The 13128-nt window shown below is 39.7% G+C and carries 11 protein-coding genes; 5 read left to right on the top strand and 6 right to left on the bottom strand.

Annotated elements, in window-relative coordinates; genetic code table 11:
- The first annotated feature begins 29 nt into the window (after positions 1-29).
- The gene (locus OK025_RS12130; RefSeq protein WP_317669643.1) at positions 30-1517 is read left to right on the top strand and encodes a PLP-dependent aminotransferase family protein; all 1488 of its coding nucleotides are present in this window, start codon (positions 30-32) and stop codon (positions 1515-1517) included.
- Between the two features lie 342 nt (positions 1518-1859).
- Here OK025_RS12130 and OK025_RS12135 read toward each other — a convergent pair whose 3' ends face one another.
- The 3 genes from OK025_RS12135 to OK025_RS12145 form a co-directional block, all read right to left on the bottom strand.
- Positions 1860-3830 (bottom strand): transglutaminase domain-containing protein, encoded by a 1971-nt coding sequence (locus tag OK025_RS12135; protein WP_317669644.1) that lies wholly within the window; start codon positions 3828-3830, stop codon positions 1860-1862.
- Positions 3831-4004: 174 nt separating this feature from the next.
- Entirely contained in the window at positions 4005-5276 is a 1272-nt protein-coding gene (locus OK025_RS12140; protein ID WP_317669645.1) for a TonB family protein, read from the bottom strand.
- On the bottom strand, positions 5263-5841 hold the full coding sequence (locus OK025_RS12145; protein WP_317669646.1) for a sigma-70 family RNA polymerase sigma factor: 579 nt from the start codon (positions 5839-5841) through the stop codon (positions 5263-5265). The genes OK025_RS12140 and OK025_RS12145 overlap by 14 nt, the downstream gene beginning before the upstream one ends.
- 81 nt (positions 5842-5922) lie before the next feature.
- Here OK025_RS12145 and OK025_RS12150 point away from each other — a divergent pair, with 81 nt between their 5' ends.
- Together OK025_RS12150 and OK025_RS12155 are read left to right on the top strand one after the other, a co-directional pair.
- Positions 5923-7785, top strand: coding sequence for a vWA domain-containing protein (locus OK025_RS12150; RefSeq protein WP_317669647.1), 1863 nt, complete (start codon positions 5923-5925; stop codon positions 7783-7785).
- Between the two features lie 276 nt (positions 7786-8061).
- Positions 8062-8472, top strand: coding sequence for a hypothetical protein (locus OK025_RS12155; protein WP_317669648.1), 411 nt, complete (start codon positions 8062-8064; stop codon positions 8470-8472).
- Positions 8473-9057: 585 nt separating this feature from the next.
- On the opposite strand, the gene OK025_RS12160 is transcribed toward OK025_RS12155, so the two are convergent.
- A complete protein-coding gene (locus OK025_RS12160) occupies positions 9058-9552 on the bottom strand; it encodes a hypothetical protein (protein WP_317669649.1) in 495 nt (164 codons plus the stop codon).
- A gap of 178 nt (positions 9553-9730) precedes the next feature.
- On the opposite strand from OK025_RS12160, the gene OK025_RS12165 reads away from it, so the two are divergent.
- Positions 9731-10786, top strand: coding sequence for a fatty acid desaturase (locus OK025_RS12165; RefSeq protein ID WP_317669650.1), 1056 nt, complete (start codon positions 9731-9733; stop codon positions 10784-10786).
- A gap of 9 nt (positions 10787-10795) precedes the next feature.
- Here the strand turns inward: OK025_RS12165 and OK025_RS12170 are convergent, their stop codons facing one another.
- Both OK025_RS12170 and OK025_RS12175 read right to left on the bottom strand, forming a co-directional pair.
- Positions 10796-11269 carry a helix-turn-helix transcriptional regulator gene (locus OK025_RS12170; protein ID WP_317669651.1) on the bottom strand — a complete coding sequence of 158 codons (474 nt, stop codon included), beginning with the start codon at positions 11267-11269 and terminating at the stop codon, positions 10796-10798.
- A gap of 479 nt (positions 11270-11748) precedes the next feature.
- Positions 11749-11931: a hypothetical protein gene (locus OK025_RS12175; RefSeq protein WP_075994062.1), complete on the bottom strand. Its 183-nt coding sequence runs from the start codon at positions 11929-11931 to the stop codon at positions 11749-11751.
- A gap of 264 nt (positions 11932-12195) precedes the next feature.
- Between OK025_RS12175 and OK025_RS12180 the strand changes: the two genes are divergently transcribed.
- Complete coding sequence (locus tag OK025_RS12180; protein WP_317669652.1) at positions 12196-13083, top strand: sugar phosphate isomerase/epimerase; 888 nt, start codon at positions 12196-12198, stop codon at positions 13081-13083.
- Positions 13084-13128 lie beyond the last annotated feature (45 nt).

A 13128-nucleotide genomic window follows, 5' to 3' on the forward strand; every position in this document is an offset into this window, starting at 1 on the left:
GATAACTTTGGTAGTCCGAAATAAACATAATGAGTAGTCCGGTTAGTATAGGTTTTCATTCCATTATTAAGATAGATCGCCGTAAGGAAGATGCCATCTATCTACAGATTGTATATCAATTTATCCATGCCGTCAAGCGAAATCTATTGGAAGAAGGGGATCTGTTGCCCGGAAGCCGGAAGATTGCTGAAGAGCTGAGCGTGCACCGAAAAACTATTGTAGCCGCTTTAGCGGAATTGCAGGAACAGGGCTGGGTAAAAATTTTGCCTAATCGCGGGACTTTTGTGAAAAATCCCGAGCTTATCGGTACTTCCGGGTCGGCGATTGAAGCCTTTAGACAGCCCCCTGATTTTGCGCCTTATTTTTTTAGAAAGGAACTCATATTGGATATGCCTATTTCAGAGGTTCCCGAAAGGTACTATTTTACGGACGGAACACCTGATTATAATGTCATTGGAGCGGAGGAACTGGTGCGTTTTTATTCATCCATGGTGAAACGGAAAAAGAAAAGTGATGATTTTCCGACGACGACAGAAGGGAATTTGTTTTTTAGGGATCAGTTAAGCTATTATCTGAATTTAACAAGAGGATTTCATCTTTCCCGGAATTTCTTGTTGCCGATTGCCAGCCGGGAACAGATTTTTTCAATTTTATCCCGATTATTGATCCGGCCAGACGATATTGTGCTGGTGGAAAATTTAAGTTATTTTTTACCTAACATGATCTTTAGTCAAGCTGGGGCCAAGCTAAAAACCATTCCGGTAGATGCGGAGGGGATGATTGTAGATAAGATCGGAGATCAATTTAAACCTGGGGAAATCAGGTGTGTTTACCTCAATACCAGGTGTCAGTATCCGACGACGGTTAACCTTTCCGAGCGAAGGAAAATTCAACTGTTACAGTTGGCCGAGCAGTATAACTTTATTATTATTGAGGATGATGTAGATTTTGAGTCTTCCTTTTTTAAGGAGAAAGGTGAATCACTTTTCCGGAAAAATGGCGGTAACCGCGTGATTTATACAGGCGCTTTCGGTAGTTTCTTTGATCCTGGTTTCCAAATGAATTTTTTGATCGCACCTCAGGATCTGCTGGAAGAGGGAAAAAAGTATTTGAACATCTTCGGAAAGCCGAATTTTATGATCGAGAAGACATTGGGTGAGATTATCCACCAGGGTGATATCTTTCGGTATCAGCGTAAATTTCAGAAAACAATTGCAGAACGAAAAGAATTGTTTGCACAATTGCTGTTACGGCATTTTGAAGATAAAATCAGGTTTGAAGTCCCGGCTTCGGGACTGGCCTTTTGGATACAGTTTAATACGGTTGTTTCGCTGACGGCCTTGCAGGAGAAAGTTCGGTCGCAAGGACTGTTGTTGCCGAGTAATTGCCTTTATCAAAATAAAACGGTCACAGCATTGCGGTTGGGATTTGCCCATTTGGACGAACAAAGTATGGTGGCTACAATTTCTTTATTAAATGTAGCATATAATGAGTTGGTTCAAACCTCTACTAGCTGACGGGAGAGCTCAGTGTTGTATCGTCGGTGTAGCATTAAGATGTGGGGAATAATAAGTTTTGGCCAAATTGGTGAACAACGGAGAAAAGAAAAAGCCCAGCAAAGAATGTCTGGGCTTTGAGATTATATAAGGGGAATAATACTTGCTAAAAAAGTGAAGACCTAGTCTTCATCGGTGATGATATCATCACCATCTAATTCGAAACCTTCACCAAGGAAGGTATTCTCTAGTTCGAACAAATCTGAATCTTTAATCATTTTACTATTTTTTTGATATTCAAAGTTATCACCCTTATTTAAGCTAATTATCAATATAAAATGAAGTTTGTGTTAAGGGTTGTTATTATATTTTTTTGAGTACAATATCTAATTTTTCCGCCTGGATGATTCTGCTGAAAAACTCCTTTAAATCAAAATATTCTTCGGGCATAAACAACGGTTTGTTTAATTGTGTTGCAGACTCGATTACGAGAACATCAGGTGCCGTATTATTGATTTTAAAAATATATCGTGCGGCGCGCTCAGGAAGGGCCATACTGATGTTTTTTAGCCTATCTGTTGTTGGGTAAGTGTAACCTTTTGGCAGTTTTATTTCAATGTAGCTTTCTTCTTGAACTAGTGAACCAAAGTCGATGGGATAATTCCGCTCTGTTAGATTGAAAGGGTTTTTAGACATCTTGGTATCAATATAAGGATTAAATAGAAGCTGACCATTTTGCAAGGTTGCAAAATTTTTAATTTCAATTTCAAACTCCTCTGTTAATGGTTTATCGAGTGATTCCCTATTGGATACTTTAAAACTGTTGATTTTAATGCGGTTGTTTTCTTCATCTATTTTTTCATAGAATTCTTCTTCTGAATTACTTCCTTGAAGGCGTTCACGCATTTTAGAAGCACCATAACCATTACGTGAAGTAATCCATTTTCCTTTTAATTCGCCATTTTCGGATAGTTCGCCATAGAAGAAGTTACTGTAAGTAGATGAAAGAATCGCATCGAGTTTCACCCAGTTGGATTCGCCTTCCAGCGGAATTGATCTTCCTTGATAGTTGACACATTTCATCGGGATGTTTCCAAACATCTCATAAGGGGAGGTGGCATCCAGCAGGTAGTAGTTTTCTCCTATTTTTACCTGTGCGATCACATGGTTGAACTCCGATATTGCCGGTGCATACAGTCCGGCATACCCATTGTCGCGTGTCGATAAAATAACAGGGATAGCATCTAGTTTCGCATAGCGTAAGGCATTGACGAGCCCGAGGTTGATATCCGCGCTATTCCCTGTTCTTTTTTCGATGGCTTCTTTAATGTTTTTTGCATAGATTGAATGGCGATTATTCCATTTTATTTGTTTCTGAAAATAAGTATACAGGCGTACCGCTTTTTCTAGATCATCTTTTGAGTCCTGCAAGACGGGATCAATGAAATCTTTCAATGCACTTTTTCTTTTCACTTGTCCACCAAAGCTTTCATCTTGTACAAGTTTATCTCTAACATTTTCCCAGGTGAGTGAGAAGTCTTTTGTAGGTCCCATAGGAACACTATATCGACCGAGTTCAAAGAAGATGATTGATCTGAAATTTTTGGAAGAAGTCATGTAATCTTCAGTATGGAAAGCGGGGATATTTTCCATCGTATAGACTGTTTTATTACCTAATATTTCGCCAACTTCGGAAAATAAGCCTGTGTTGTAATTTTCCACTTTTCGGTCGCTTACTCCGAAAGCGCCTTTTAAATTGGCTTTATAATGGCAGATTTCGGGAATACGCGTAACATATTGACTATAGAGTTTCGGAAGATCCTCCTGGAATTCCCAGGCATTTAGGTTAAAGATAAATGGAGATTCTGTGCGGTAGCGGTATTCAATAATTGTACCTTCCTGGACCTGCGGAATGGCCGCTTTCGTTACCGCATAGTTTTCAGAGGAATTTTCGTTAAAAATATTCGCTTTGGTCATCTCCGTTTCTACAACCTTTTCACCAACGAGATGATAGGATGCTCCTTTGATCTCCATTAGGACTTCGCGCTCATTTCCGCTTTTATATAATGGAATGCTGAAATTTGCATAACTATAAGCTTCCTTGTTCAAGATTTTAATGCGCACATGTTTAAAAAACTCAACTACAAGACCTTTATTCTTATTGTAACTGACTTCGGCTGAGCCATATTCACGTAAGACAAAGGCATTCGCCGCCGTGTCTATTTTGTCAACAGTAATGGCAAAATCTTCCTTTTTAATTTTACCGAATGAAAAATCTTGTGCTTGTAGGTATAAACCACTAAGCAGGAGGAGACCAGTGAAAAAACTTTTCATAAAAATGACTGTATGGTTAATAATTATAACGCTAAAATATGAAATAATTTTAAATCAAAATCATTTGGCAATTAAATTGATATGAAGAATTTATGTAATTGTTTTCTTGTTTGAACAATGCAATTAATTTGTGCGGCCTAGGGATATACCCGGTATTGTGTGCTTATGAGGCACTTAAAGGGTAAATTCGAAGGTTAATGTGACATAGCGGTAGTCTTCTCCTTTCCATTTTGGACCTGAAAGAAGGATTTCTCTGGCTTTCGAATCGAGATAATCATTTGCACTTTGGAGAATACTGATATTGGTTGGCAATCCATCTTTATCGATATAAAAGCTTAAGCGTACGGTACCTTCATAACGGCTTTTGGAAGTTTTTTTCTTGATGTAATTGTTGAATGATCGCCAGCCCCAGATCGGTTCGGCACTTTTTGTCTTGCGTGAGGACATCGTTGTGACGACGACTTCTTCAAGAAATGAGCTGGAAGGTTGCAGTTTGATTGTCGTATTTTTGTTGCGACGCATATTCAATGCAACCGAGTTGTACCCAAGAGCCATGATGTCGACGAGTGAATCCACTGTACTGGGTTGGATGGTCGCTTGTCCCTGTGCGTCGGTATTCGTAGCAAACTTGCTATTGGGTTGAATGAGTGTCACTCCCGAAATAGGTAAGCCTGTCTCTTTGTCCCGAATCGTAAGTTGTAGTGGTGTACCTTGCTGTTGTGGAATCGAAATACCTGGAGCTCTGCCTGCAAGTGTATTGTTTAAACTTGAGGTTCCCCGAATCATCATCGTTTGGGAAGCATCTTTTTTCTTTGCCATTGGCGCATAACCGATAACAATTGTGCTGTCTGTAGGTCTTAATCCAAATACAGGGCGATCGTTATTGAGACCTTCCTTCATTTCTTCCAGTGATTTTACACGTAAGGAGGGTTCACGCGACAAAACGGTTACCTCTTCCAGTGGATGCTGTTCCTGAAGTCGTGGTCTGTTATTATCTGCTAATTGTGGCAAATGTTCTCGCGATCCTATTTCTGAAGCGATATCATCTGATAGCGTCATAGAATCTGCTTCTGTAACTTTTGTTTTGGGCTTTTCCTGCGTAGTATTTACTTCAGCGGTACGTTTCGCTTCGGATGAATTTTTGTCCTGCTGACGGTAAAGAAGGAGACCAACCCCCAATACGATCACTGCTGCTGCGGCGATGCTAAGTCTCTTCCAATCAAAGACCTTTATTTTAGCGGAATTGTCTTTTTCAATACGTTGCGCAATTTGGTTGTTGATTGTTGTAATTACGGTTTTATTCTGATCCATTTCAATACCCATAAGAATATCCGCCAACATGGGGTCACGTTGCGCCTCCCGTTCAAGCGCATACATCTCCGTAGGAGATAGTTCGCCGTTGACGTATTTCTTTAAGTATGCTATGTCGTAATTACTGTTGCTCATTCCAAGCCTCCATGCAATTTTTTAAATTCCGTTTTCCATTCTGAATATAGCTTTTTACTTCGTTCAAGCTATAACCGGTAGATTCACTAATCTCTTTGTAACATTTTTCCTCCAAAAAGAAGAGTCTAACCGACTGTTGCTGTTTGTCTGGCAATTTTCCCAGACAGCCTTTCATGGCTGTTAGCTGTTCTTCTTTTTCATCATATTGTTCATACTGATGCATGTCTCCCGGAAATTTCACAAATTCATCCAAAGAAATTTGCGTTTTGTTCTTTTGAGACCTCAAATACATCAGACAATGGTTCTTGCTTAATACATAAAGCCACCTTGGGAAGTCCTTGATTTCTTGTTTGTTTACTTTGTGTATTAATTCTTCAAAGATATTCATGACAGCATCTTTGCTCAATTCGGAATCTTGGAGATACCGTAAGCAGACATAGTATACCATCTCCGTATGTCGTTGGTATAGATCACCCAATACCTGGAGCTCCTTAGACTCCTGGTAGTGCAGCAAGAGCTCGTGGTCTTGTGCTGTATCTATTTTTGACGACTTGAATGCGAACATTTTATTGGTTAAAAATATTTTTTTTTTCTGGTTTATGGAAATTTAATATTTGAGGCATCCCTTGGCAAAAATGTAAAAGATATGAGATCAATACTTTTTGTAATCGGCTTGTTGCTATCTTTAGGCGGATATGCCAAGCAAGGATATGAGGTTAGGGGGAAGGTTGTCGACGCGAATATAGGAGTTCCCCTTGTGGGAGTACAGGTGCGCAATATTGCCACCAAAGCGCTTGTGCAGACCGATGACAAGGGAAACTATCGTATTCAAGTCCTTGATGGTAAAAACATCTTGATTTTTAGTTATATCGGATATCTTGAGCAACGGGTAGCAGTCAACCATCGGTCAAAGGTTGATGTGGCGTTGGTGCAGCAAAATAATGCGCTGGATGAGGTTGTGGTTACCGGATATGCGCACAAGGCGAAGCGTCAGACGGCATCGGTGATGAATGTTAATGCAGCTTTGTCTGGGCAAGTATCGGGTGTGTATATTAGAGGAACGGTGTATGTGCCTAATCAGAACCAAGAATCTTATCAAAAGTTGAAGGAAAATAGCTTTATCAATCCTCGTAAGGAGCCTTTATCGACCTTCGCGGCCGACGTTGATGCTGCTTCCTATAGTAATGTGCGTCGATTTATCAATTCGGGAACACTGCCTGAAAAGGACGCGGTACGGGTTGAAGAGATGATCAATTACTTTCAGTATCAAGTGGCCGGACCTAAAAATGGTGAACCTGTAAATATCGTCACCGAATTGACGAAGGCACCCTGGAACACGACGCATCAGCTCATGCGCGTCACGTTAAAGGCGAAAGATATTCCTACAGCGAATCTTAAAGCTTCCAATTTGGTGTTTTTGATCGATGTGTCGGGATCAATGATGGGACCGGGGCGTCTACCTTTGGTGAAAGCTTCGCTGAAGATGTTGGTCGATCAGCTTCGTGCTGTGGACCATGTCGCCATTGTGACCTATGCTGGATCGGCAGGGGTAAAACTGGAGAGTACGCCCGGTGATGAAAAGATGAAAATAAAATCGGCTATTGAGGAGCTTGAAGCCGGTGGAAGTACTGCTGGTGCTGCAGGAATTAAGAAGGCCTATGAAATTGCGAAGCAACAATTTATCAAAGGAGGAAACAACCGGATCATTTTGGCCAGTGACGGCGATTTCAATGTTGGGGAGAGTAGTGACGAATCGATGGAAGAATTAATTTCCAAAGAAAGTAAATCGGGGGTTTTCCTCACAGTATTGGGGTATGGCATGGGAAATCTGAAGGACAGTAAGATGGAAATCCTTGCAGACAAAGGGCATGGAAATTATGCCTATATAGACAATATTTCTGAGGCACGAAAAGCGATGGTAACCGAATTTGGAGGAACTTTGTTTACCGTTGCTAAAGATGTCAAGATTCAGGTCGAATTTAACCCAAGTTATGTGCAGGCCTACCGTTTAGTGGGATACGAAAACCGCTTGTTGGAGGCTGAGGATTTTAATAATGATCAAAGGATGGGTGGTGATATGGGGGTCGGACATGTGGTGACAGCCTTATATGAAATTGTACCTGTAGGTGTGGAGTCGGGGGTGATCGGAACAGTAGATCCCTTAAAATATCAGCAGCAAGCGGATCAGGCAACTGGGCGGAGAAATGCTGAACTGGCAACAGTTAAATTTCGGTATAAGGAGCCTGAAGGGGAGAAAAGCAAGTTGCAGCAAAAGGTGGTCGGAACTACCGTTACGGAATTGAAGAGTGTGAGTGAAGATTTACAATTCGTAACAGCGGTAGCGGAACTAGGGTTATTACTTCGTGATTCTGATTTTAAGCAAAAGGCCAATTTTGATCAGCTCATAGCGCGAGCAAAAGCTTCTAAAGGCAAAGATGAGGAAGGTTATCGTGCTGAATTTATCCGTATTGCCGAAAATGCCCGGGATTTATCGAGATCGAAAGAATAAATAAAAATGACCAAATAAGGGTTTTCAGTAGCAGCAATTGAAATGCTGCTGCTGGAAATAGTTTAGTTTGTGAGACAATAGCCAAAAAAGTAAATAAAATCTATATTTTTAGATCATCAATAAAAGGAACGTATTTTGCTTTAGCTGATCGAAGCTGCGCGATCTTTGGTAGGTTGGTACAGTCAGATGAGTCAGTCGCTGGGCTTGATTGATGCATGGTATATGTGGCCGACCCTGTAGGGAACGAAATAGGTGGAAATAAAAAATGATAGATAAATGAAGAACTTTTTTTTGTGCTTTCTTTTGGCTATTGGTATTGCAATACCTTCGGTAGCCCAAAATGCGAGCTTGAATAAACAGCAGACCATGGCTTATATTAATAAGCTATATAAGGTTGCCTACCATTATAAGGATACAAAAATTGATACAGTAACAGTTGATGGGAAGGTGTTGACAGTCTTTCTTTCCAGTGGCCAGCATTTTCGAAGTGATATTGGCAAATCAGATGTACTGGTCATTGCACGTGTAAAATCAGGTTATCAAATTCGATTTAAGTCCTCGCCTAGTACGGATGAAATTTTATGGGCAATCCAAACGGAAGAGGATGCCAAACGTCTGAAAAATGCGTTGGAGCATCTGATTAAAATCGTAAAAACCGAAAAAAAGACAGATCCTTTTGGCAGTTAAGTCATATAGATGGACTGATCCGATGGGTAATAGAATGTTCGGCAAGGTATGAGCTTGCCGAACTGAATAGAGAAAGTAGTAGGGCTTGCACATGGATATGTGTTGAGGATTGCTGAGGGGGTAACCAAATGCCTACTAGATATAAAGACGATTGGCTTCATGGCCGAAATTGATGTGGCTGTTGAAACCATCGATTGTAAAATCACATCGTTTACACTAATTTAAGGTGTTTACATAAATTCAGGGTTAATATGTTGTTATCTTATTGTAATTAAGTGTTTTGTGTACTTATTTCTGAATGGTCTTATTTCTCCTGTTGATGAATTTATTACCCTGGAGCACCTTTATCTTCTTTCCAAGCTTATATTTCCGAGATAGCTGCTGTTGATGCTCCATTTGGTTCAGTGAGTGGCGATAAATTAGAGATATAGTCTCGCAAATCCATACGTTGGTTTCAAGTAAAACAGTGTAAGAAGCACAAACTGCCTTTTGCCCAATCGAAAGTTTATTGGTATTCTACACAAAAAAAGCAGATTCGATGTCGGATCTGCTTTGAGTGATATGTATTAAAAGTTGACTGCCACGTTAACATAATAGTAAGGTAAATAGTGGGATCAGGGCAACCATAGAAACCATCATTGTAATACGCTTTTGAAGGTATAAACTTATAGACAAGATCAATTCGCTATGCTCAAAGCTTTCTATTTTCCCGCCATTATTGAGCGAAGAAGGTGTGATTTCGACAACCTCCCCTTGCTCGTTCTCAATTTGCCAGGAGGTCATCCACATATTTTTCGACCTCCATGTATATTTTTTATCGATTAGGCTAATAGTGGCCTGACTTGTCCATGTATCATATTCGATATCGCCAATCAGTTCATTGTTTTGATTTCGAATCTCCGTGTATGGATTGAAAAAACCCTTATTTATGAAACGAAACTGATCGTTGTGGATAGAAACATGAGCGTCCAGATTCCAATCGATAGATTCTAAATTTCCTATAACTGCTTCATTGCGGTAGAGGGTTGATTTAGTTCCGAACAAATTATTCTTCCAGTTGTAAATTGATTTCTTTTCCATGCCTGTTTATGTTTATACGTTTATTTTAATTCATTAGTATCAGGCCCGCTCGTTTTGTTACAGCCTTTGGAAATATTTTTTAGAGCCTATTATAGCTTTTTGTAGGTGGGGGTATTCTACCTAACATGTTAGATGTCTGCGAAAAATTCCTTATTTTTACCGATAAAATCACATCGAATTGACACATCAGGAAAAGTCAAGCCAGATTAGGAGGGAAATAAATCTTTCCTATCAGCAGCTGAAAGGAATGTACCCCATCTTAAAAAGTCAGAACAGTATCGGAATGGCCATATTTGCACTAGCGATTCTGGGCATTGTTGTTGTATCGATAGCTTGGTCTCGCGCTCTTGTTCCGGCTTGGCTTATGATTGTCAGTAATGCCTTTTTTATGGGCGTTTTACACGAAATCGAACATGATCTGATTCATTGGCTTTATTTTAAAAGACAAAAAGTTATTCATCATTTTATGCTTTTTAGTGTATGGATATTACGCCCACTGACTGTTAATCCCTGGATACGCAGGACCTTGCACCATCATCATCATAAATTTTCGGGTACATTACATGATGTTGAGGAACGCAGTGTGACGAATGGCGAACAGTGGTCTATCAAACGTTTGGTAACAACGGCCGATGTTGTATTGGGCGGGCTCTTTCGGCTGCATCGTATGTTTAATGATATGGACAAAGAGGTGAAAAATGGGAATCTAAAATTGGAGACTTCTTCAAAACTTAAACGGATTATGTTTTTAAGCATTGTTCCAGTAACAATTTTTGCACATGTGATCTTATATTTCTTCTTTGCAGACTTATTATTTGATTGGTTAAGAATGGTTTTTGGGGTGGAGTTGAGTTTTCCACACTATGTGGATAACATGTTGATAAGTCTGCATTGGATCATTTATGTTATTCTACTGCCCAACTTATTGCGCCAATTTTGTTTGCATTTCATCACGTCAAACATGCACTATTTTGGTGATGTGGAAGCTGGAAATGTGATTGAACAAACGCAGGTATTGACTGTTTGGTGGACTTTTCCAATGCAATTGTTTTGTTTCTTTTTTGGATGGACCCATAGCATTCATCATTTTGTTGTGAATGAGACTTTTTACGTCCGACATATTGGGCGTAAGAAGGCGCAAGAAATCTTACGTAAGTATGGCGTGCGTTTTAATGATTTGGGAACGTTTAGAAGAGCAAACCGCTTTCGTGCGCTTCCCAACAAAGAAGTTTAGGACTTTGGTTTAGTCCTTTTTGCGATAAGTTTTATAATTTCCATGCTGTTCGTAGATAAGAGCACCTTCTTCACAATAGTTTGATAGGTAAACAGAGAATTTATTGCTTTGATTCCTGTCAATACCCAATTGGACCAATACCTCCGAAACGCGTCGTGCCGTCTGGAAGAATTCCGAATGATAGACGAGGTCATCCAGTTTTTTGCTCAGGTCTATTCTTTCTTGTGCATCCGGAGGTAAAGAGTAGGGTGAATTGAAAGCAATGTCATGCTGAAAAAAAAGTGCTGGTTGAATCTCCAGGCTACGACATAAAGTCAAAAAATTTGTAAGGGTTAAGTCCTTGCCTTTTTCTATACCGTTGAGTGTTCCTGTTGAAATGCCCGTTAGATTGGATAGATCACGCAGTGAATAATATAGATCATTTCTTTTCGCGCGGAAGCGCAAACCAATTATTTCCAACAGGGCTTTATCTTCATCCGTCATACAACGAATTGAATGACAATTTGCGCAAAAAATAGTTTATTATTTTGTTTAAAAATTTGCATTTAATTTTTTTTGTTCTATATTTGTTATAACAGATGTTTTTGATCGGTGATAAGAATCATTTCATGAAAGTCTAGGTTGATTTTGAATGAGTGCCAGAACTGAATCTTTAGAGTGACTGCTAGCACACCTTATATTTCCAACCTATGTAAATAACTTTAAGGATAGTTCGCTATCTTAATAGGACATAGGCGTATGAAAAACAAGATACTGTAAGAGAAAAACGTCAATTTGCCTGGCTTCGGCTTCCAAGAATCCGTCAAGTTCCGCCGGAGCTAAGGTAAATTGTCAGAACGTCAACACGTTGACCATTTTATGGTCGGTACCTACCAGGTCGTGAATGACAAAAAAAGTCGACTTGCCCAGCTTCGGTTTCCAAGAATCCGTCAAGTTCCGCCGGAGCTGTGGTGAGTTGCACATTATCGTCCACTCATAAAATAATAAATCAGATAAAATACGATCAATACACAGACTGCGATGATAAGTGTACGTTTTAAATTTCGTCCAGCGGGTTCATCATCTTTTTCCTCAATAGCAACATCAGGTAATTTCTCCTCCTGTTTTTGGTCGTTATGCTCGGGGATGTCATATTTATTTTCCATGATTCAATTTGTTTGTTATCATAAGTAGAACAGCGGTGGACTTTAAATCGTTGAGTTAGGCCAATTTTTAATTCATATAAAAGACCTGTTTTGTGGCACTGAGTGCGCGATGTGAATAAATAAAACGGTAAAGCATTGTGTTTTTTCGAGTATTTGCATACATTGCGGCTATATTTAACGCGATAAACCTAAACAACCTGTAAACGCTGCGTTTACAAATAATTTTGCGTTGAACGAAGTCTATAATAAATAATTGAGCACTAAATGAAAAGAAGAACTCTTATCGGAACATTGGTAGCTGGATGTATGATGTTGGCTGTTAGTCCAACATTTGCACAACAGAAAGCTGCAAAAAAGGAAATTGGTCTACAGTTATATTCTGTACGTGAAGAAATCGGGAAAAACCCGAATTTCGACCAGATTCTACAAAAGATCTCAGCATTGGGTTATACAGGAGTGGAAGCCGCTGGATACAAGGATGGTAAATTATATAACTTGAGCCCGCAAGAGTTTAATGCAAAAGTAGAAAAAGCTGGAATGAAAGTAATTTCATCACATGCAACGAAGACTTTATCAGACAAGGAGCTTGCTTCTGGAGATTTTACGGAATCGCTAAAATGGTGGGACGAATGTATTGCTACTCATAAGGCAGCGGGAATGAAATACATTGTTACGCCTTGGATGGATGTGCCTAAAACACTTAAGGATCTGGAAACGCAATGTCGCTACCTTGATGCTGTGGGTGCGAAATGCCGTCAGCAAGGAATCGTATACGGATACCACAACCACTCGCATGAGTTTAGAAAAGTGGAAGATAAAGTGATGTACGATTATATGATAGAGCATACAAATCCTGAGAATGTATTTTTCGAGATGGATGTGTATTGGGCCGTAATGGGACAAGTTAGTCCTGTTGATTATTTCAATAAATATGCCGGCAGATTCAAGGCTTTGCACATTAAGGATCATCGTGAGATTGGTCAAAGTGGTATGGTCGGTTTTGATGCAATTTTTAACAATTCAAAAGTTGCTGGCCTGCAATATATTTTTGTTGAGCTGGAAGAAACACGTAACGATATTTACACCGGTTTACAACAAAGCATTGATTATCTAAAAAACGCTTCTTTTGTAAAGGCTAGCTACTTAAAATAGCCGGAAATCGGGAGAAAATTGACCCAGTTGAGACAATTCTCCGTT

This window comes from Sphingobacterium sp. UGAL515B_05, from assembly GCF_033097525.1.
In the GTDB taxonomy this organism is placed as follows: Bacteria; Bacteroidota; Bacteroidia; order Sphingobacteriales; family Sphingobacteriaceae; genus Sphingobacterium.